Source organism: Pseudomonas sp. NPDC089547, from assembly GCF_050280665.1.
Classification (GTDB): domain Bacteria; phylum Pseudomonadota; class Gammaproteobacteria; order Pseudomonadales; family Pseudomonadaceae; genus Aquipseudomonas.
The window spans coordinates 39,916-59,665 of the sequence record NZ_JBNNVS010000013.1 but is presented as its reverse complement, the minus strand read 5'-3'; the positions used below and the strand labels follow the sequence as shown (position 1 = coordinate 59,665).

General features: G+C 62.7%; 17 protein-coding genes, 5 tRNA genes and 1 pseudogene. 14 read left to right on the top strand and 9 right to left on the bottom strand.

Translation table 11 applies throughout. From position 1 onward, the window contains the following. Positions 1-53: 53 nt before the first annotated feature. Positions 54-1,007, bottom strand: coding sequence for a LysR family transcriptional regulator (locus ACQKPZ_RS11750; protein WP_391126692.1), 954 nt, complete (start codon positions 1,005-1,007; stop codon positions 54-56). Positions 1,008-1,120: 113 nt separating this feature from the next. Between ACQKPZ_RS11750 and ACQKPZ_RS11745 the strand changes: the two genes are divergently transcribed. Then, positions 1,121-1,870 carry a sulfite exporter TauE/SafE family protein gene (locus ACQKPZ_RS11745; protein WP_427538004.1) on the top strand — a complete coding sequence of 250 codons (750 nt, stop codon included), beginning with the start codon at positions 1,121-1,123 and terminating at the stop codon, positions 1,868-1,870. 111 nt (positions 1,871-1,981) lie between these two features. Here ACQKPZ_RS11745 and ACQKPZ_RS11740 read toward each other — a convergent pair whose 3' ends face one another. Continuing rightward, the gene (locus tag ACQKPZ_RS11740) at positions 1,982-2,833 is read right to left on the bottom strand and encodes a LysR substrate-binding domain-containing protein (protein WP_427538001.1); all 852 of its coding nucleotides are present in this window, start codon (positions 2,831-2,833) and stop codon (positions 1,982-1,984) included. Between the two features lie 97 nt (positions 2,834-2,930). Between ACQKPZ_RS11740 and ACQKPZ_RS11735 the strand changes: the two genes are divergently transcribed. Further along, a complete protein-coding gene (locus ACQKPZ_RS11735) occupies positions 2,931-3,149 on the top strand; it encodes a DUF1127 domain-containing protein (protein WP_012271115.1) in 219 nt (72 codons plus the stop codon). Positions 3,150-3,266: 117 nt separating this feature from the next. On the opposite strand, the gene ACQKPZ_RS11730 is transcribed toward ACQKPZ_RS11735, so the two are convergent. Further along, complete coding sequence (locus tag ACQKPZ_RS11730) at positions 3,267-4,613, bottom strand: class II 3-deoxy-7-phosphoheptulonate synthase (RefSeq protein WP_427537998.1); 1,347 nt, start codon at positions 4,611-4,613, stop codon at positions 3,267-3,269. A 116-nt stretch (positions 4,614-4,729) separates the two neighbouring features. On the opposite strand from ACQKPZ_RS11730, the gene ACQKPZ_RS11725 reads away from it, so the two are divergent. After that, positions 4,730-5,485, top strand: coding sequence for a spermidine synthase (locus tag ACQKPZ_RS11725; RefSeq protein ID WP_427537995.1), 756 nt, complete (start codon positions 4,730-4,732; stop codon positions 5,483-5,485). Positions 5,486-5,943: 458 nt separating this feature from the next. Continuing rightward, positions 5,944-7,660: pseudogene (locus ACQKPZ_RS11720) on the top strand (DEAD/DEAH box helicase). Positions 7,661-7,847: 187 nt separating this feature from the next. On the opposite strand, the gene ACQKPZ_RS11715 reads toward ACQKPZ_RS11720, so the two are convergent. After that, the gene (locus ACQKPZ_RS11715) at positions 7,848-8,615 is read right to left on the bottom strand and encodes a DODA-type extradiol aromatic ring-opening family dioxygenase (protein WP_427537992.1); all 768 of its coding nucleotides are present in this window, start codon (positions 8,613-8,615) and stop codon (positions 7,848-7,850) included. A gap of 110 nt (positions 8,616-8,725) precedes the next feature. On the opposite strand from ACQKPZ_RS11715, the gene ACQKPZ_RS11710 reads away from it, so the two are divergent. Beyond that, on the top strand, positions 8,726-9,376 hold the full coding sequence (locus tag ACQKPZ_RS11710) for a thiopurine S-methyltransferase (RefSeq protein ID WP_427537989.1): 651 nt from the start codon (positions 8,726-8,728) through the stop codon (positions 9,374-9,376). A 51-nt stretch (positions 9,377-9,427) separates the two neighbouring features. On the opposite strand, the gene htpX is transcribed toward ACQKPZ_RS11710, so the two are convergent. Together htpX and ACQKPZ_RS11700 are read right to left on the bottom strand one after the other, a co-directional pair. Further along, positions 9,428-10,315, bottom strand: coding sequence for a protease HtpX (htpX, locus tag ACQKPZ_RS11705; protein WP_016715101.1), 888 nt, complete (start codon positions 10,313-10,315; stop codon positions 9,428-9,430). A 294-nt stretch (positions 10,316-10,609) separates the two neighbouring features. Further along, positions 10,610-11,821, bottom strand: coding sequence for a pyridoxal phosphate-dependent aminotransferase (locus ACQKPZ_RS11700; protein WP_012313392.1), 1,212 nt, complete (start codon positions 11,819-11,821; stop codon positions 10,610-10,612). Between the two features lie 167 nt (positions 11,822-11,988). Between ACQKPZ_RS11700 and msrB the strand changes: the two genes are divergently transcribed. Both msrB and ACQKPZ_RS11690 read left to right on the top strand, forming a co-directional pair. Next, entirely contained in the window at positions 11,989-12,384 is a 396-nt protein-coding gene (msrB, locus tag ACQKPZ_RS11695) for a peptide-methionine (R)-S-oxide reductase MsrB (RefSeq protein WP_016715103.1), read from the top strand. 13 nt (positions 12,385-12,397) lie between these two features. After that, entirely contained in the window at positions 12,398-12,886 is a 489-nt protein-coding gene (locus ACQKPZ_RS11690; RefSeq protein ID WP_391135549.1) for a glutathione peroxidase, read from the top strand. On the opposite strand, the gene ACQKPZ_RS11685 is transcribed toward ACQKPZ_RS11690, so the two are convergent. Next, the gene (locus ACQKPZ_RS11685; RefSeq protein WP_427537986.1) at positions 12,876-15,233 is read right to left on the bottom strand and encodes a response regulator; all 2,358 of its coding nucleotides are present in this window, start codon (positions 15,231-15,233) and stop codon (positions 12,876-12,878) included. The two genes, ACQKPZ_RS11690 and ACQKPZ_RS11685, sit on opposite strands and share 11 nt — an antisense overlap. A 204-nt stretch (positions 15,234-15,437) precedes the next feature. On the opposite strand from ACQKPZ_RS11685, the gene ACQKPZ_RS11680 reads away from it, so the two are divergent. Together ACQKPZ_RS11680 and ACQKPZ_RS11675 are read left to right on the top strand one after the other, a co-directional pair. Beyond that, a complete protein-coding gene (locus ACQKPZ_RS11680) occupies positions 15,438-16,325 on the top strand; it encodes an ATP-binding protein (RefSeq protein ID WP_427537983.1) in 888 nt (295 codons plus the stop codon). Beyond that, positions 16,326-16,808, top strand: coding sequence for a GAF domain-containing protein (locus ACQKPZ_RS11675; RefSeq protein ID WP_427537980.1), 483 nt, complete (start codon positions 16,326-16,328; stop codon positions 16,806-16,808). A gap of 157 nt (positions 16,809-16,965) precedes the next feature. Here ACQKPZ_RS11675 and ACQKPZ_RS11670 read toward each other — a convergent pair whose 3' ends face one another. Next, entirely contained in the window at positions 16,966-17,733 is a 768-nt protein-coding gene (locus ACQKPZ_RS11670) for a hypothetical protein (protein WP_427537977.1), read from the bottom strand. A gap of 266 nt (positions 17,734-17,999) precedes the next feature. Here ACQKPZ_RS11670 and ACQKPZ_RS11665 point away from each other — a divergent pair. From ACQKPZ_RS11665 to ACQKPZ_RS11645, 5 genes are all read left to right on the top strand, one after another. Next, positions 18,000-18,075: transfer RNA gene (locus tag ACQKPZ_RS11665), tRNA-Glu, on the top strand. A 4-nt stretch (positions 18,076-18,079) separates the two neighbouring features. Further along, a tRNA-Gly gene (locus ACQKPZ_RS11660) sits at positions 18,080-18,155 on the top strand. 91 nt (positions 18,156-18,246) lie between these two features. Beyond that, positions 18,247-18,322, top strand: a tRNA-Glu gene (locus tag ACQKPZ_RS11655). A 3-nt stretch (positions 18,323-18,325) separates the two neighbouring features. Further along, positions 18,326-18,401: transfer RNA gene (locus ACQKPZ_RS11650), tRNA-Gly, on the top strand. Between the two features lie 54 nt (positions 18,402-18,455). Continuing rightward, positions 18,456-18,531, top strand: a tRNA-Gly gene (locus ACQKPZ_RS11645). 96 nt (positions 18,532-18,627) lie between these two features. Here ACQKPZ_RS11645 and ACQKPZ_RS11640 read toward each other — a convergent pair. Next, complete coding sequence (locus tag ACQKPZ_RS11640) at positions 18,628-19,707, bottom strand: fimbrial protein (protein ID WP_427537975.1); 1,080 nt, start codon at positions 19,705-19,707, stop codon at positions 18,628-18,630. Between the last annotated feature and the right edge of the window lie 43 nt (positions 19,708-19,750).

Sequence of the window (19,750 nt, the reverse complement as noted above, 5' to 3'; positions counted from 1 at the left end):
GTCCTTGAAGGTAGTAATGGATAATTCTGGCTCGCTGATCATTAGTGCGCGCATTACTCGCGCAGTTCACTGCGCAAGGCCAGGTCCCAGGGTGGCACCGGGCTGAAGCGGCTCTTGAGGAATTCGAGCAGCAAACGGCTGCGAGAGTTCGTTTCATGTTCCAGGCGTAACGCGTAAATGCCGCTGGACTCGGCTGCGGGCAGGCCGCCGTCGCAAAACAACGGTACCAGTTCGCCGCGCAACAGGTATTCGCTGATCAGCCAGGTGGGCAGGTGGGCAACCCCTAAGCCGGCGAGGGCGCCGAACAGCAGGGTTTCGGCATTGTTGGCGGCCATGCGCATGCGCGCGGGGCGGTACAGGCGGGTTTGCCCGGCCACATTGAAGCGCCAGGCGAACGGCGGTGCCAGGCCGTCCCAGTCCAGGCCGTCGTGCCCGGGCAGTTCGCTGGGGCAGGTGGGCATGCCGCGGCTGGCCAGGTAGGCGGGGCTGGCACAGGCGATGCGCACCATGTAGGCCAGCGGTGTGGCGACCAGGCGAGTGTCGGCCAAGGGGCCGGCGCGCAGCACCAGGTCGACCTCGCCCAGGTGGCTGCCATGCAGGTCGACGAAACTGTCGATCAGGCGCAACTGCACGTCCAGGCCTGGGTAGGCCACCAGGAAGTCGGCGATGGCCGGGGCCAGGTGGCGACGGCCGAACGCGGCCGGGGCGTCGATGCGAATCAGCCCTTCCGGTGCGTTGCTCAGCGATACTGCCTCGGCCCGGGCCAGGCGCAGTTCCTCGATGATGCGCCTGGCCCGTTCGGCAAACGCATTGCCCGCTGGAGTGGCGCGCACCGCGTGGGTGCTGCGGGTGAACAGGCGGCTGCCGACGGCGTTTTCCAGGTTGTCGATGCGCCGGGCTACGGCGGACGGGGTCAGTGGGTGGCGACGGGCGGCGGCAGAAAAGCTGCCGGTCTCCAGCACATCGAGGAACAGGCTCAGTTGGTCGGTAAGGGTATCGGGGCTCATGGCTGCCTTGCTTTTGCGAAAAACGCATAGCCATTGTGCGCTGCTGTGCGTTTCCCTGCCAGCCTGCAATCGTTAGCATGCTCGCATTATGCAAATAGGCGGATGAGGCCCTGATGATCGAGTGGTTGTTGTATATCGTGCTGGGTGCCGCCCTGGGCACCATGGGGGGCTTGTTCGGTATTGGTGGCGGGCTGATTGCGATTCCGGCGTTGGGTGTGTTGTTTGGTCTGGACCAGCAACTGGCGCAGGGCACGGCGCTGGTGATGGTGGTGCCGAATGTGCTGCTGGCCTTGTGGCGTTATCACCAGCGCAACCGTATCGAGTTGCGCCATGCGCTACCGCTGTCGGCGTGCAGCTTCCTGTTCGCCTGGTTGGGTTCGATCTGGGCGGTGGGGCTTGATGCGCATTCCATGCGCCTGGGTTTTGTCGGCTTTCTGGTGGCCCTGGCGGTGTGGAACGTGGCGCGGATGTTCATGAAGGTGTCGCCGCCCACTGCCGAGCTGCGTTATGCCTGGCCGTGGCTGGGCGTGCTGGGCAGCTTTGCCGGCACCATGGGCGGGTTGTTCGGGGTGGGCGGCGCGGTGGTGGCCACACCGATCCTGACCAGTGTGTTCGGCACGACCCAGGTGGTAGCGCAGGGGTTGTCGCTGGCGCTGGCGGCGCCAAGTACCTTGGTGACGTTGGTGACGTATGGGGTGCACCACAGTGTTGACTGGGGGGTGGGGATTCCGCTGGCTGTCGGTGGGCTGCTTAGCATCAGTTGGGGGGTGAAGCTGGCCCATGCGTTGCCCGAGAAAGTGTTGCGGGCGATGTTCTGTGTCTTCCTGGTGGTGTGTGCGGTGATGCTCGGGTTTGAGCTTTGAGAATTTGGGGCCGCTTTGCGGCCCATCGCGACACAAGGCCGCTCCTACAGGAGATCGCGTACCCCTGTAGGAGCGGCCTTGTGTCGCGATGGGCTGCGTAGCAGCCCCGGCTTACTTGAACCCTTCGACGATATAGTCGGCCATGCAGTCGGTAATCGGCGAAGGGTTCTGGGTGCTGCGCACCAGCATCACATTGGCCACTGGCAACTGCGGCAGCCCATCCTGTTCACCCAATATGCGGATGTTGCCGCCAATCAGGCTCTGCAACTGCGCAGTCACCGCCAACCCCGCCGTGACAATGGCAAAGATCGCCGCCAGGCTTGGGCTGGTATAGGCAATGCGGTAATCGATGCCCTGCGCCTCAAGTGCATTGCACGTCCAGGCGCGGCAGAAACAATCGGTGTTGAACAGCGCTACAGGCATTGGCCGCTGCTCTTGCGGGCAAAAGCCCTCGGCGGCGGCCCATACCAGGCGTTCCTGGCGCAGTAGCTGGCCAATCTCGTTGCCCGGCTCGCGGGTGACGATGGTCAGGTCCAGGTCCTGGCGCAGCATCAGTTGCTTGGATGAATCGCAATGCACCTCTACCTGTACCAGCGGGTAGGCCTGGGCAAAGCTCGACAGAATGGTCGGCAAAAAGCGCATGGCGTAGTCGTCCGGCGTGCCGATGCGCACCAGCCCGACCATGTGCGGCATGCGCAGGGTGTTGAACACCTCGCCATGCAGTTTGAGAATGCGCCTGGCATAGCCCAGCAGCACCTGGCCTTCGGCAGTGAGCCTTACCTGGCGGCCGTCACGCTCGAACAGCTGGCGTTGCAGAATGTCCTCTTCCAGGCGTTTCATCTGCATGCTCACCGCCGACTGGGTGCGGTTGACCACTTCGCCGGCGCGGGTGAAGCCGCCTTGCTCGGCGATGGCGACGAAGGTGCGCAGTACGTCCGCATCGAGGCTCTGGTACTGGGACATTGCATCAATCTCCGAGATGCATGGCATCAGAAACATTCGTTGGATTGATCTTAAGCCCGGCGCGAGACTGAAGCCATCCAACACGGAGGGCTTCACGATGAAAGGTCATGTCAGCAGCATCCAGCAACCTGCCTTCTCCCTGAACCACCTGTGGCATGCGGCCCTGCAGCGCCCAGCGCGCTGGCTGCAGCTGTACCGTCAGCGTCAGGAGCTGGCCCGCCTCAGTGATGCGACCCTGCATGACCTGGGGTTGAGCAGGGCGGATATCCAGCAAGAGGCCGAGCGGCATTTCTGGGATGATCCGCTGCGTAAATAGGCTGAGTTTGTCGGTGGGCTTACCGGCCTATTCGCGGGCACGCCCGCTCCCACAGGTACTGCACAGCGCTCAAGTCTTGTGCAAAACCTGTGGGAGCGGGCGTGCCCGCGAATGCTTTTAGCGCCGTCCTTGCTTAAGCGTCTCGGCAATCAAAAACGCCAGCTCCAGCGACTGATCGGCATTCATGCGCGGATCGCAGTGCGTGTGGTAACGATCTGACAACGCATCCTCGGTAATCGGCCGAGCGCCGCCAATACATTCGGTAACGTTCTGCCCGGTCATCTCGATGTGAATGCCGCCCGCATGGCTGCCTTCGGCCTGGTGCACCTGGAAGAACTGCTTAACTTCATCCAGGATCTGCGCAAAATCCCGGGTCTTGTAGCCACTGCTGGCCTTGATGGTATTGCCGTGCATCGGGTCTGAGCTCCACAGCACCTTGCGCCCCTCGCGCTCGACGGTGCGGATCAGCCCCGGCAGGTGCTCGCCGACCTTGCTCGCGCCCATGCGCACGATCAGGTTCAGGCGCCCTGGGTCGTTGGCCGGGTTCAGCGTGTCGATCAGGCGGATCAGCTCTTCAGGGTTCATGCTTGGGCCAACCTTGACCCCGATCGGGTTGTGCACCCCACGCAGGAACTCCACATGGGCGCCGTCCAGCTGGCGGGTGCGGTCGCCAATCCACAGCATGTGCGCCGAGCAGTCGTAGTAGTCGCCGGTCAGGCTGTCCTGGCGCACAAAGGCTTCTTCATAGTTCAGCAGCAGCGCTTCGTGGGCGGTAAAGAAGCTGGTTTCGCGCAGTTGCGGTGCGCTGTCCAGGCCGCAGGCACGCATGAACGCCAGGGTTTCGTCGATGCGGTTGGCCAGTTGGTGGTACTTGTCGGCCAGCGCCGAGTTGGCGATGAAGTCCAGGTTCCACTTGTGCACCTGGTGCAGGTCGGCAAAACCGCCCTGGGCGAAGGCGCGCAACAGGTTGAGACTGGCGGTGGCCTGGTGGTAAGCCTGTAGCAGGCGCTCCGGGTCGGGAATGCGGCTTTTGGGGTCAAAACCGATGCCGTTGACGATGTCGCCACGGTAGGCGGGCAGGGTGATGTCGCCAATGGTTTCATCGCCCGAGGAGCGTGGCTTGGCGAACTGGCCGGCCATGCGCCCAACCTTGACCACCGGGCAACCGGCAGCAAAGGTCATGACAATGGCCATTTGCAGCAGCACCTTGAAGGTATCGCGGATTTTTGCCGCCGAGAATTCGGCAAAGCTCTCGGCGCAGTCGCCACCCTGCAACAGGAAGGCACGGCCTTCGGTTACCTCGGCAAACTGCCTGCGCAGCTCACGTGCCTCGCCCGCGAACACCAGCGGCGGGTAGCTGGCCAGGGTCTGTTCAACCTTCAGCAGGTGCGCGGCGTCGGGGTAGGTCGGTTGCTGCTGGATCGGCAGGGCGCGCCAGCTGTCAGGGCTCCACGGTTGGTTCATCTCGGGCTCGGTCTTGTAGGTTGTAGGCTTCAGGCCATGGTAACAGTTGGCGCTGTGCTTGTTGCATCCAGGGTGTTGGCGGACAATGCGCGTTTTTGCGCGGGTGGGTGGTGAGCATGACGGCGGAACGGGAAGAGCGGCTGCTGGCGCGAGTGGAGGATGCCTTTGGCGTCATCAGCGTGTATGAAGTAGACGACTACCGCTTTCTGGAATTCGGCGATGCCATCGAGCAAAGCTGTGTGTTCACGGCCGATCCCAGCTGGCTGGAGTACGACTACACCCGCGCCATGCTGGTGGGCGCGCTGTGCCATGAGCAGCCGGAGAGCGCGCTGTTTCTTGGCCTGGGTGCCGGCACGCTGACCCAGGCGTGCATGAAGTTCCTGCCGCTGGAAGACATCGAGGCCATCGAATTGCGCCCGGATGTACCGCGCCTGGCCATGGAACACCTTGGGCTGGATGACGACCCACGGTTGTACGTGCGCATTGGTGATGCCATCGAGTTGCTGCCCACGGCAGAGAAGGCCGACCTGCTGTTCGTCGACCTGTACACCGACCACGGCCCGGGCGTGGGGCACCTGGCGTGGAATTTTCTTGAGAACTGCCAGCAACAGCTGAACCCGGGTGGTTGGCTGGTGATCAACCAGTGGGCCACCGATGATGGCAAGCCGCTGGGTGCGGCATTGCTGCGCGGGCTGTACCACCGGCATTACTGGGAACTGCCGGTGAAGGAGGGCAATGTGATCCTGCTGGTGCCGGCGGACCTCGAGCAAACGCTGGAGGTGGAAGGGCTGCGGGCCCGGGCCGAGGCGCTGGCGCCGCGGTTGGGTTATAGCCTGGAAGGGTTGATCCGCGAGATTCGGCCGGCTACCTGAATGGCTGGCGCGGCTTATGCGAAACCTGAGCGCTGTCGCGGTCCCTGTAGGAGCGGCCTTGTGTCGCGAGCGGGGCGCGCAGCGGCCCCACATTTTCAGCTTCGCAGCGGATAATGCCCGGGCCGCTCTGCGGCCCTTTCGCGACACAAGGCCGCTCCTACAGGGACCGTGCCGGCATTCAGGAATTATCGATTCAGCGCCTGGCCATTGATGGCTCGATACTGGCCCTGCACCCTGAAAATATTCCTCACGTCCCCGCACGATTTCGGGTATAGTACGCGCCGGTCTTTTAGCGGACCTCAAAATCAGGTGGTGCAAATCCTCCGAGTCCAGCTTCGGCTGCACGTCCGCTAGGCGGACCTTCCCAAGTATTCTTTTTCAATCGTTTTCGCAAATCCCCGCCGCCAAAGCTGCCTGGGTGACCTGACGGTCTTTCAAGGCATGTGCAGCTTTGGAGCATGGGTCTTTGCGGATGCACCTAGAGGCAGACCCATGACCCAGGAAACCGGCGGCTTCGCCGCTCTCGATCTTAATCCGAATATTGTTGCTGCCGTTCTGGCGACCGGCTACGAAGAGCCGTCCGCCATTCAGCAACAATCGATCCCGATCATCCTCGCCGGTCATGACATGATCGGCCAGGCGCAGACGGGCACCGGCAAGACCGCTGCCTTCGCCCTGCCGATCCTCAACAAGATCGATGTGAGCAAGCGCGAACCGCAAGCCCTGATCCTGGCGCCAACCCGTGAGTTGGCGCTGCAAGTTGCTACCGCTTTCGAAACCTACGCCAAGCAGATGCCGGGCGTGAACGTGGTTGCCGTATACGGTGGCGCCCCGATGGGCCCACAGCTGCGTGCAATCCGCAATGGCGCGCAAATCGTCGTGGCCACCCCGGGCCGCCTGTGCGACCACCTGCGTCGTGACGAAAAAGTCCTGTCGACCGTGCAGTACCTGGTACTGGACGAAGCCGACGAGATGCTGAAGCTGGGCTTCATGGACGACCTCGAAGTGATCTTCGATGCCATCCCGGCTACCCGTCAGACCGTACTGTTCTCCGCTACCCTGCCGTCGTCGATCCGTTCGATCGCCGAACGTCACCTGCGTGAGCCCAAGCACGTCAAGATCCAGAGCAAGACCCAGACCGTTACCGCGATCGAGCAGGCCCACCTGATGGTCCACGCCGACCAGAAGATCCCGGCTGTGCTGCGTCTGCTGGAAGTGGAAGAGTTCGACGCGCTGATCGCCTTCGTGCGTACCAAGCAAGCCACCCTGGACCTGGCCGCCGCGCTGGAAGCCAAAGGCTACAAGGCTGCTGCACTGAACGGTGACATCGCCCAGAACCAGCGCGAGCGCGTAATCGACTCGCTCAAGGATGGCCGCCTGGACATCGTTGTTGCCACCGACGTTGCTGCCCGTGGCCTGGACGTGCCGCGCATCACCCACGTGTTCAACGTTGACATGCCGTACGACCCGGAATCCTACGTACACCGTATCGGCCGTACCGGCCGTGCCGGTCGCGAAGGCCGTGCGCTGCTGCTGGTTACCCCGCGTGAGCGCCGCATGCTGCAGGTGATCGAGCGTGTTACCGGTCAAAAGGTAGCCGAAGCCCGCCTGCCGAATGCTCAGGCCGTGCTGGATGCCCGCATCAAGAAGCTGACTTCGAGCCTGGCGCCACTGGTAGCCGAAGCTGAAGCCACTCACGGCGACCTGTTCGACCGCCTGACTGCCGACCTGGGTTGCAGCGCGCGTGCCCTGGCCTCTGCCCTGTTGCGCAAGGCCACCAATGGCCAGGCGCTGGACCTGGCGGCGGTAGAGCGTGAGCAGCCGCTGGTGCCAGGCGTTGGTGCCCCACGTGGCGAGCGTACCGAGCGTGGTGAGCGCAGCGAGCGCCCTGACCGTGGTGACCGCGAGCGCCGTGCGCCGATGCCGCTGGCCGAAGGCCGCGTGCGTTGCCGCACCGCCCTGGGTGCCCGTGACGGTATCGCTGCCAAGAACCTGCTGGGCGCGATCCTCAACGAAGGTGGCCTGGCCCGTGACGCCATCGGCCGTATCCAGGTGCGCGACAGCTTCAGCCTGGTCGAGCTGCCGGAAGACGGCCTGGAGAAGCTGCTGTCCAAGCTCAAGGACACCCGCGTGGCTGGCAAGCAGCTGAAGCTGCGTCGCTACCGCGAGGATTGATCCTGGCGCAATAAAAAATCCCCGGCCTTGGCTGGGGATTTTTTTTGCCTGTGGGATTTTGGGGCTGCTGCGCAGCCCATCGCGACACAAGGCCGCTCCTACAGGGCGCGCGGCCCATGGCGGTACGCGGTCCCTTGTAGGAGCGGCCTTGTGTCGCGAAAGGGGCGCAAAGCGCCCCCAGCGATTTTCAGTCGAACCGATAAATGTCCATCCCCAGCGCCCCCAAGGTGAACCCTTGGTGCACCACCCCAAACTTGCCACCAGCCCCCAGGGCAAAGAACAGCGGCAGCAAATGCTCATCACTGGGGTGGTTACGCACGGCATATGGCGCCTGCTGCCGGTAATCCAGCAATGCCGCCAGATCACCCGCCCGTAGCCGCTCCACCACCCAATCCCTGAACGCCAGCGCCCAAGGTTCGATCACCTCCGGCCCGGCATGCCAGTCCAGCTCGCCCAGGTTATGGGTGATACTTCCCGAACCGATCAGCAGCACACCCTCGGCGCGCAACCCCGCCAAGGCCTGGCCCACCTTCACCTGCAACGTCGGCCCCATGTGGCTGGGCAGTGAAACCTGTACCACCGGAATGCTCGCATCCGGATACATCAGCGACAGCGGCACCCAGGCGCCGTGGTCGAACGGCCGCTGAGCGTCCAGGCGGGCTGGCAGGCCGGCAGCCTTCAACAACTCGCTGACCTCGCCTGCCAGGGAAGGCTCGCCCGGCGCCGGGTACTGCACCGCGTACAAAGCCGGCGGGAAGCCGTAGAAGTCGTGCCAGGTCTCGGGCTGTGCGCTGCTGGTCACCAGCAGCTCACGGCTCTCCCAGTGCGCCGACACCACCACGATGGCCTTGGGCCGTGGCAGGCTGTTGGCCAGCCCGGCCAACGCTGGCCCGCTGGCACCGGGGTGCAGGGCGAGCATGGGGGAACCATGGGAGATGAACAGGCTGGGCAGCATGGCGAGGTCCTGAGGGTTAAGATGCACTCATCTTCGATCAGAAACTGATCGATATCCATCGCAAGTTTTACGCGTTTTCTATCGGTTTACTCGATAAACAAGGAGCAACCATGGAGCCAGCGTTCTGGCACAAACGGTGGGCCGACAACCAGATCGGCTTTCACCAGGGGCAGGTCAATCCGTACTTGCAGGCGCACTGGCCAACGTTGGGCCTGGCGCCTGGCGGTCGCGTGCTGGTGCCGCTGTGTGGCAAAAGCCTGGACTTGGCCTGGCTGGCGGGGCAGGGATATCGCGTGCTGGGTGTGGAGCTGTCGCGGCGGGCGGTGGAGGATTTCTTCCGCGAGCATGGGCTTGAACCCGAGGTGCGTAAGCAAGGCGCATTCGAGCTCTGGCGTCATGGTGACGTGGAGTTGTGGTGTGGCGACTTCTTTGCGCTGCGGGCGGAGGATGTCGGGGACTGCGTGGGGCTGTATGACCGTGCGGCGCTGATTGCGCTTCCATCGCAGATGCGTGCGAAGTACATGGAGGCTTTGTCGTCATTGTTGCCTGCGAGGTGCAGGGGGCTGCTGGTGACACTGGATTATGACCAGTCGCTGCTGGATGGGCCGCCGTTTTCGGTGGGGGATGAAGAGGTACGGCAGGGGTTGGCCGGATGGTATCTGGATGAGCTGGAAGCCGTGGAGATGATTCAGGAAAGCCCCAAGTTCTTGCAGGCTGGGGCCTCCAGCCTGTTGGAACGGGTGTATCGGGTTAGCCGGTGATTCGTACAAAAAAGGGCGACCGAAGTCGCCCTTTCTGAATTGCCCAGTGGATCAACCGCGGCGGCGCAGGGCCTCGATACGGTCTTCCAGCGGCGGGTGGCTCATCAGCAGCCCGGCCAGGCCGTGCTTCAGGCCGCCATTGATGCCGAAAGCTTTCATGGTATCAGGCATGTGCACCGGCAGGCCTTGCTCCACCCGCAGGCGTTGCAGGGCGCCGATCATCGCCGCAGTACCGGCCAGTTGCGCACCGGCTTCGTCGGCGCGGTATTCGCGGCGGCGCGAGAACCACATCACGATCATGCTGGCCAGAATGCCCAGGATCAGCTCGGCAACGATGGTCGCCACGTAGTAGGCAATGCCCTGGCCTTCTTCGTTCTTGAAAATGACCTTGTCGACGAAGTTGCCGATGATGCGCGCAAAGAACATCACAAAGGTGTTCACCACGCCCTGCACCAGCGCCAGGGTGACCATGTCGCCGTTGGCCACGTGGCCGATCTCGTGGGCCAGCACCGCACGCACTTCATCGGGCGAGAAGCGCTCCAGCAGGCCCTGGGATACCGCTACCAGCGCGTCGTTACGGTTCCAGCCGGTGGCGAAGGCGTTGGCCTCGTAAGCCGGGAAGATACCCACCTCGGGCATTTTGATACCGGCTTCGCGGGACAGCTCCTCGACCGTTTGCAACAGCCACTGCTCGTGGCGGGTGCGAGGCTGGCTGATGATCTGGGTACCGGTGCTCATCTTCGCCATCCACTTGGAGATGAACAGCGAGACCAGGGAGCCGGCAAAGCCGAACACGGCGCAGAACACCAGCAGGCTGCTGAGGTTCAGGTCGACCCCGTTGGCGGCCATGAACCCGTTGAAACCGAACAGGCTCAGGGTAATGCTTGCAACCAGCACCACCGCAAGGTTGGTGGCCACAAACAACAGAATGCGCATCATGGTTGTTACGTTCTCCTGACGGATGAATTGTCGCTTACTGCGGGGTATATAAGGGGCCTGTCGCGTCGATTCAATCGGGCGACTATTTCAAACTGTGTACGGCGGAGTATGGCAGAGGATGGCGCGGGGGCTGTGGGATAGAGCGTTGCAGGATGTAAGAAACATGCCTTGGGTATTTTGGGGCCGCTGCGCAGCCCATCGCGACACAAGGCCGCTCCTACAGGAGTACGCGATCTCCTGTAGGAGCGGCCTTGTGTCGCGAAAGGGGCGCAAAGCGCCCCCCAGGGCCATCACTTACTGCGAATAAGTCCGCAGGAAATTGCCAATCCGCCCAATCGCCGCTTCCAGGTCGTCCACCCGTGGCAAGGTCACCACGCGGAAGTGGTCCGGCCACGGCCAGTTGAACGCCGTACCCTGCACGATCAGCAGCTTTTCCGACAGCAGCAGGTCAAGCGCGAACTTCTCGTCGTTGAGGATCGGGCACACCTTCGGGTCAATCCGCGGGAACGCATACAGCGCACCCATCGGCTTCACGCAGCTAACGCCCGGGATGTCGTTGAGCAGTTCATAGGTGCGGTTGCGCTGCTCCAGCAGGCGGCCTGGCGGCAGCACCAGGTCGTTGATGCTCTGGTAGCCGCCCAGCGCAGTCTGGATGGCATGCTGGGCAGGCACGTTGGCGCACAGGCGCATGTTGGCCAGCATGTCGATGCCTTCGATGTAGCTCTGGGCGTGGTGCTTGGGCCCGGAGATGATCAGCCAGCCGGAACGGAAGCCCGCCACCCGGTACGACTTGGACAGGCCGTTGAAGGTCAGGCACAGCAGGTCGGGCGCCAGCGAGGCGGTGCTGATGTGCACGGCTTCGTCGTACAGGATCTTGTCGTAGATCTCGTCGGAGAACACCACCAGGTTGTGCTGGCGGGCCAGCTCCAGCATGCCCAGCAGCAGCTCCTTGGAGTACACCGCGCCGGTCGGGTTGTTCGGGTTGATGATCACCAGGGCCTTGGTGTTCGGGGTGATCTTGGCCTTGATGTCTTCAAGGTCAGGGAACCAGTCGGCCTGCTCGTCGCACAGGTAGTGCACCGGCTTGCCGCCGGCCAGGCTCACGGCTGCGGTCCACAGCGGGTAGTCAGGCGCCGGGATCAGCACTTCGTCGCCGTTGTTCAGCAGGGCCTGCATCGACATCACGATCAGCTCGGACACGCCGTTGCCAAGGTAGATGTCCTCGATGGTGACGCCTTCGATCTCCTTCTGCTGGCAATACTGCATCACCGCCTTGCGGGCGCTGAACAGGCCTTTGGAGTCGCTGTAGCCCTGTGCGGTGGGCAGGTTGCGGATCACATCCTGGAGGATTTCATCGGGCGCCTCGAAGCCAAACGGCGCCGGGTTGCCGATGTTCAGCTTGAGGATGCGGTGGCCTTCCTCTTCCAGGCGCTTGGCGTGCTTGAGCACTGGGCCGCGAATGTCGTAGCAGACATTGGCGAGCTTGTTCGATTTGCTGAACTGCATGATGGGATCCCGATATGAGAAAACGCGCAACCCACGCCGAAAGGTTTGAAACGGCAGGAAGCGGGTGCCAGACTGAACGCCTGGCACACGAAGCCAACTAATATACGTGCCACCCGCGCCCCGGAAAAGACGGTGCGGGGTGAAATTAAGCCTGCCGAGGTCCCTACATGAAAAAGATCGAAAAAACCCTGGATGAATGGCGGTCGATGCTCGACCCCGAGCAGTACCAGGTATGCCGCCTCAAGGGCACCGAGCGGCCGTTCAGCGGCAAGTACAACAGCGAGCGTCGCGATGGCATCTACCATTGCATCTGCTGTGGCCTGGCGTTGTTCGATGCGCAAACCAAGTTCGATTCCGGCTGTGGCTGGCCGAGCTTCTACGCGCCGATCGAGGACAGCGCGATGATCGAGATCCGTGACACCTCCCACGGCATGATCCGCACCGAAGTCACCTGCGCGCGTTGCGATGCGCACCTGGGCCACGTGTTCCCTGACGGTCCGCCACCGACCGGCCTGCGTTACTGCATCAACTCGGTGTGCATCGACCTGCGCCCACGCGACTGACCGGAGCCCGACCATGGCTGGAACAATGCTGGATATCCCCTGCGTGACCCTGGGCGGCGAGCACAAGAAGCTTGGTGACTTCCCGGGCAAGGCGTTGCTGGTGGTCAATACCGCCAGCCAGTGTGGCTTTACCCCGCAGTACAAGGGCCTGGAGCAGCTCTGGCAGGCTTACCGCGAGCGTGGCCTGGTGGTGCTGGGCTTTCCCTGCAACCAGTTCGGCAAGCAGGAGCCGGGCGATGCACGGGATATTGCGCAGTTTTGCGAGCGCAACTTTGGCGTGAGCTTCCCGCTGTTTCGCAAGGTCGAGGTCAACGGCCCGGGCGCTCACCCACTGTTCGTTGAGCTCAAGCAGCGCGCACCGGGTATTCTGGGCAGCCAGAAGATCAAGTGGAACTTCACCAAGTTCCTGGTCGACCCGGCCAATGGCCAGGTCAAACGTTACGCCCCCAGTACCAAACCGCAGGCCCTGGAAGCCGACATCGAGCGCCTGCTCAGCCGTTGACCGGCACCCAGTGGTCGACCAGCGCCAGTAGCTCTTCGCGGCGGAACGGCTTGGCCAGGTAGTCGTTCATACCCGCCGCCCGGCAGCGCTCACGCTCCTCGGGCATGGCGTTGGCGGTGAGGGCAACAATCGGCAGGTCGGGCCAGCGGCCGCTCTGGCGGATGCGTCGGCTGGCTTCGTAGCCGTCCATCACCGGCATGTTGCAGTCCATCAACACCAGGTCGAATTCATCCTGTTGCAGCAGCTCCAGGGCCTCGGCGCCCTGGGTGGCCAGCTGCACCTGGCAGCCGAGCTTGGCCAGCATGCCCTTGGCTACCAGCTGGTTCACCGGGTTGTCTTCCACCAGCAGGATTCGCGCACGGCCTGCCTCCAGGGTAATGGCCGGGTTGGCCAGCGGGTGTTCGGGCTCGTGCCCTTGCAAGGTGCGGCGCAGGGTCTGGTACAGGGCGTTGCGTGCCAGCGGCCGGGCCAGCTGATGGAGCGGGGCGAGGGCCATCGACTGTTCGCTGGGCAGGAAATTACCGTAGGCGGTCACCAGCAAGATCGGTGTTTTCAACGCCGGGCGCAGTTGGAACAGGTGGTCTACGTCGTCGGTGATCAGCAGGTCCATTGCGCTGGCGTCCAGTGTTGCGCTGCTGTCATGCCGCTGGTACGCCAGGCCCCAGGCGGGCAACAGGCCTTGCAGCAGTTCGTTGAGCCCACTGCCGGCTGCGCTCAGGGCTGCCACGCGCCCGTGCAATGGCAGCGGCGCAATGGCTTCGGTGTGCACGGCCAATGGCAGCTCGGCACTGAAGCAGCTGCCAAAGCCCGCCTCCGAGCGAATGTGCAGGTGGCCCTGCATGGCCTTGCACAGGTTGCGCGTCAGCGCCAGGCCCAGGCCGGTGCCGCCATACTGGCGGGTGATGCCGGCGCCGGCCTGGGTGAAGGGTTGAAAAATTCGCGCCTGGGCTTCTTCGGGGATGCCGATACCAGTGTCGCGCACTTCCAGGCGCACGCCGCCGACGATGGTGACCAGGCGTACATCGACGCGGCCGAAGCGGGTGAACTTCAGCGCGTTGGACAGCAGGTTGCTGACGATTTGCCGCACGCGCGTGGGGTCACCGAGCACGGCGCTGGGGAAGTTGCGGGCAATCAGGCAGGTCAGCTCCACGCTTTGCGCGGTGTTCTGCGACAGCAGGTTGGCGGTGTCTTCCACCATCGAGCCCATGTCGAACGGGATGCGCTCCAGCTCCAGCTGGCCGGCGTCGAACTTGGACAGGTCGAGGATATCGTTCAGCAGTTCCACCAGCACCTTGCCCGAGTCATGGGCAATCGCCAGCTGCTGGCGCTGCTCGCTGGGCAGCGGGCTGTCCAGCGCCAGGGCGATCATGCCCAGCATGCCATTAAGCGGGGTGCGGATCTCGTGGCTCATGTTGGCCAGGAAGGCGGCGCGCGCCTGGGCCATGTCCAGCGCGCGGCGGCGGGCCTCTTCCAGTTCCTGGTTGGATAGGCTCAGGCTGCTGTTGCTGGCTTTCAGTTCGTTGGTGCGTGCCGAGACGATGTCTTCCAGTTCGTTCAGGTACTGGGTAAGGCGGTTTTCCGCGGTGCGCCGCTGTTCGATCTCGGTGGCCATGCTGACGAACTGCTGGTTGGCAACCTTCACCAGCACGCCAATTTCGTCGTGTTCGTGGCCGTGTGGGCAGTCCAGGCGGGTTTGCCGGGGTTTGCGCGGGTCGCTGCCGCTGAGCGCGCCGATCACCGTCACCAGCGGCTTGGTCAGCATCATGTAGAACAGCGCCAGCAGGATGCCGGTCAGCACCAGGCTGCGCGCAAAGCCGTTGAGCAGGGTGATGCCGGCGCGGTCCAGGAAACGGCTGCCGAAGGCGTAGGTGTCGACGTCCAGGTACAGGGTGCCGAGGTATTCCTCGGGCATGTGGGTCAGGTACAGGCGTTCCTTGAGCTGGCGCTGCTCGCCGAACAGAAAGTCGCTGAGCGGGCGGTAGCGGTCCTGCAGGCGTGGGCGCTCGACATCAGCCAGTACGGTATCGTTGTTGTCGATCAGCCGTGCGCGGATGATGGCCGGCGATTGCAGCAGGCCGCGGGTGAGCTCCAGCGCCAGTTCCGAGTCGATGTTGTAGGCGATGCGCGAAGCCGGATTGTGGCTGATTTGCAGCAACGCATGCACTTCGCGGTTGATGGACGCGTCTTCGCTGGCATAATCGATGCCGATCTGGATGAGACTGAGCAATGTTCCCAGGATGAAGCCGACCAGGACTGTCAACCGGGCTTGCTTGTATGACAGGCGATTGGTGAACTTGATATCCATGAGTCCCGAGCCGGTTTCACGTTCCTTGCGCTGCGCAAGCATAGCCGATCAACCCCGGCTACTGGTGGGTCTGTCTGTTCATTTCAGTTGATCGCCAAGCGGGGGCCGCTTTGCGCCCCTTCGCGGGCTTGCCCGCTCCCACAGGTACAGCGTAGCCCCCAGGCTTAACGCAATCCCTGTGGGAGCGGGCGCGCCCGCGAAGGGGCGCGCAGCGGCCCCAAAAAACTGAAATTTTTAGGAGTCGTCATGGACGCTCGCTTGATTGCTTTCCTGGACCGCGCCGAATCGGTGCTGGCGCGCCTCGAACCGCTGTTGCCTGCAGTACGCCCGAACATCGACTGGGGCACCACCCTGGCTGCCCGCTGGCAGCGCGATGGCCGCAGCGGCTACCTGCTGCCACTGGAAGTCAGCCTGGACATCCGCCTGACCGACCTGATTGGCGTCGACAAGCAGCGTGACCAGCTGGGCCGCAACACCCACCAGTTCATCAACGGCCTGCCGGCCAACCACGCACTGCTGTGGGGCTCACGCGGCACCGGCAAGTCATCGCTGGTGCGCGCCCTGCTGGCCGAGCACGCCAGTGCCGGCCTGCGCCTGATCGAAATCGAACGCGACCACCTGGCCGACCTGCCACGCGTGGTCGAGCAGCTGCAAAAGCTGCCGCACCGCTTCATCCTGTTTTGCGACGACCTGTCGTTCGAAGCCGGGGAGGGCGACTACCGGGTGCTCAAGAGCGTGCTGGACGGTTCGCTGGAGCAGGCGCCAGACAACGTGCTGCTGTACGCCACCTCCAACCGCCGCCACCTGGTGCCGGAGAAAGAAAGCGACAACGAGAACTGGAAACGCGTGGACGGCGAGCTGCACCCTAGCGAAGCGGTAGAAGACAAGATTGCCCTGTCGGACCGTTTCGGCCTGTGGCTGTCGTTCTACCCGTTTACCCAGGACCACTTCCTGAATGTGGTCGAGCACTGGATCGGCCAGCTGGCACGCCCCGCGGGGCTGGCCTGGCAGCGTACCGAAGAGCTCGACATCCTCGCCGTGCGCTGGGCCACCGGCCGCGGTAACCGTAATGGCCGTTGTGCCTATCAGTTCGCCCGCTACTGGGTCGGGCTGCAATTGCTGGAGCAAAAGTAAATGATCGACCTTAATGCCAGTGGCGCCGGCCTCGACGGCTACAACCTGCTGGCAGCGCAAGTGCAGGCGCTGTTTGCCGACGAGCGTGATTTCATCGCCAATGCCGCACAATTTTCGGCGTTTCTCTATAACCAGGTGGACGACCTGAACTGGGCCGGTTTCTACCTCAACCGTAGCGAAGAGTTGGTGCTGGGGCCGTTTCAGGGCCAGGTGGCGTGTGTGCGCATTCCCTTCAGCAAGGGCGTGTGCGGGGCTGCGGCGGCAACGCGGCAGACCCAGCGGGTGGAGGATGTGCATGCGTTCCCGGGGCACATTGCCTGTGACAGCGCGTCCAACAGCGAGCTGGTGATCCCGCTGGTGAAGGAAGGCAGGTTGATTGGGGTGCTGGACCTGGATAGCCCGAAGGTCGGGCGGTTCAGCGAGGCGGACCAGGTGGGGCTGGAGCGGTTGGCGGCGATCTTTCTGGAGCTGACTGACTGCTAAACACTGTTGCAAGCCCTGCGCGGTCCCTGTAGGAGCGGCCTTGTGTCGCGATGGGCCGCAAAGCGGCCTCAGATTGTTGTATCAATGCCGATATCGCCGGGGCCGCTTTGCGGCCCATCGCGACACAAGGCCGCTCCTACAGGGGGCGGCGCAGGGCTTAGTCGTACATCACCTTCTTCTTCCAGGTCTCTTCCTCATCGGTCTTGAGCCCATCGGTCAATTCGTTGTGCTCGTCCTCGGCCGGGGCCATACGGTCCATCACCTGGGCGTTGGCCCGGGCCAGCAGCTTCTCCAGGTACGTCAGCTGCTCTTCATACACCTTCGGCTCCGGCTGCTTGCGCAGGTACTGCACGCCCCGCTCGAACGCCAGGCGTGCCTGGCCCGGCTGGTTCTTCTGCAAGGCCTGCTGGCCGAGGTTGTTGAAGAATTCGATATGCAGCAGCACCAGGATGTGGCGGATCTCCTTGATCCAGTGCTTGGCCTCGGTGGCAGGCAGGAAGCCTTCCTGAGCGGCGCGGGTTACCTGGTTGTGCATCGCCTCCAGCAAGAAGCGCACATCCTTGGCCTTGACCTCGGTGTGGATCGGGTTGGGCGGGTTGTTTACCGGTAGCTTGTCGCCCAGGGCAATCAGCCCTTCCAGTTCGGCGATGCGTGCCTTGAGTTCGGCATTGTGCTTGTCCACCGCCAGCTGGCGCTGGTTAAGGTTCAGCTCCAGGCGGGTCAGCAACAGTTTAAGGGCCGGGGACATGAACTGGCCGGGGAAGGTCTCGGTGATTTCGCCGCAGCGGCGCAGGCGGTCGCCCAGCTCGATCTTCAACCGGACGCGTTCAAGCTTGCCGTTCTCGACCACATTGTTGAGGTAGCCGATCACGATCAGCAACGCGATGCCCGCCACGATAAGCAGGGTGATCAGAAGTGGTGTCACCGTTAATGCCTCATTGAAGAAGAATTACACCCATGAGTGTAGTGAGTTCGCCTGGGGACGAACAGCGGCACAGGATTGCTTCTTTCTATATCGACACCCCGGCCCGCATCTGCACCCCAGGCTACCCGGAAGTCATTGATTTAAATAAATTTCTACAAAGGGGTTGACGCATGTTCGAAGCATCCATAGAATGCGCGCCACTTGCAGCGTAAAGCACACAGCGAAACGCAGCAGGGAGTGAAAGCAGGCAGTAATGCCAGCAGCGTGTCCCCTTCGTCTAGTGGCCTAGGACACCGCCCTTTCACGGCGGTAACAGGGGTTCGAGTCCCCTAGGGGACGCCATATTGCGGGAATAGCTCAGTTGGTAGAGCACGACCTTGCCAAGGTCGGGGTCGCGAGTTCGAGTCTCGTTTCCCGCTCCAGTTTCTCCGGCACTGCTTAACGGCGGGGCAGGAAAAGAAAATCCAGGGTGAATCGTGAGGTTCAAGTCTGGTGCACTGAAAAGTGTTGTGTGTCCCCTTCGTCTAGTGGCCTAGGACACCGCCCTTTCACGGCGGTAACAGGGGTTCGAGTCCCCTAGGGGACGCCATTTGCGGGAATAGCTCAGTTGGTAGAGCACGACCTTGCCAAGGTCGGGGTCGCGAGTTCGAGTCTCGTTTCCCGCTCCAGTTTCTAAAACTATGGCGTTCATGACGGTGTAGTAGGTTGTAAAAGCTTTAAATGCGGGAATAGCTCAGTTGGTAGAGCACGACCTTGCCAAGGTCGGGGTCGCGAGTTCGAGTCTCGTTTCCCGCTCCAATACAAAACGCACCAAGGAATTTAACGTTCCTTTGGTGCGTTTTTTTTTGCCTGATCTAAAGCCTGGCCACGGCGATCAAGCCATGGCAGGGCCTGTTAGCGATACTCGATGGTGAAGTTCAATGCACCCTTGGCCTCGCCGGGGGTAACCGTTGCTGCGGTCTGGTAATAGCGGGCGCGAAGGTCGAGGCGCGTGATGCCGGGGGTAAGGCCCACCATATCCACATACTCCTCCAGTTTCAGCGGGGTATTGTCGCTACGCAGTACTTGAATGCCAATGCCAGCGGCGGTCGAGTCCGTCGTCAGTGTGAATAACCCCATGTCCCGGTCCACCGGCACCGACCCGTCTACGCCGTCCAGGCGCATGAACGCGCGGGCAACGCTACCTGCCGGGTCGTCCTCGCAGTCGCTTAGGGTGATAAAGAAATCAACCGGGTTGGTTGTGCTGCCCTGGCCTGTGAAGCTAGCGATGTCGTGAGTGCCAAGTTGCACCGGGTTGGCACTGACCGCGTCAGCCTTGACCGTGCACTGGGCCTGCTGGACCTGCCCACCCAATGTGAGCCTTACGGCATCCCCTACATTGCTGACCACGCCCCTGACGACTTCCTGGTTGAATGAGCTGACACCCGCCGGAATCGGGCCAGTCTTGATCAGGGCCATGTACTTGATGGTGAGGTTTTCCATCAGCATGGGGGTAGGTGCCATATCCCTTTGGTTCTCGCCTACATAGGGAATGGCGCCAATACCCCCATCGTTTGCCTGGAAGGCGTTGCTGGCCGACGCGTTGAGGAAGCCGCCCAGCTCCAGATACAGGCCGACCCCCGGAATGCTGGTTCGCAGCACTTTACCTGTTACATTCCTGCCGTCGACGGGGGGGAAGGTGCCGGGCTCGACAGCTAATGGCGTACCCATGTTGGCTGTCAGGCTTAGTGTCCCATCGTTGTCGCACTTCAGGGCGAAGCCAGGGCCCTGTACGCCAGTGGTGGCTGCAGAGTAGATCTTGCTACCCACGGGTGCATCGCGTGCCACCCACTTTACACCACCCAGGTTATGGGTGAACTGCAACGGGCCTACGGTCGTGGGCCATTCGCACCCCAGGGCAAAGGCCTGGCTTGACAGTGTCATCATCGTCGCTGCCGCAGCGATGCCGATGAAATAACGCGATAAAGTGGGCATGGTCGGTTCCTGTTGCACTCCCGCGACAGTGTCGCGGGGGTGG